Here is a 227-nt window from a genome sequence, read left to right as displayed (position 1 = left end):
GAGGAAGTCCTCGCGAAAGCCAACCGTAACAACACTTCAAATGCGGACCACTAGCGGGGAAGAACCTGATCGGTGTAGACGTTTCGGAATACCCGGCCCGGATCGGCGGCGTCGCGCGCGGCGACGAAATCGCCGTAGCGCGGGTAGAGCGCGGACAACTCGTCCGGGCCGAGGGAGTGCATCTTGCCCCAGTGCGGCCGGCCTCCGGCCTCGCGGAAGATGTCCTC

The 227-nt window shown here is 65.2% G+C and carries 1 protein-coding gene; it reads right to left on the bottom strand.

The genetic code is table 11. The annotated features are described in order from the left end of the window. Positions 1 to 50: 50 nt before the first annotated feature. On the bottom strand, positions 51 to 227 hold a 177-nt coding region (locus tag V7E05_RS13595), incomplete at its 5' end, for a D-arabinono-1,4-lactone oxidase (RefSeq protein ID WP_333620174.1).

Origin of the sequence: Dietzia sp. (assembly GCF_036741115.1) — a bacterium.
Lineage (GTDB): Bacteria > Actinomycetota > Actinomycetes > Mycobacteriales > Mycobacteriaceae > Dietzia.
This window is presented reverse-complemented; position numbering and strand designations above follow the sequence as displayed.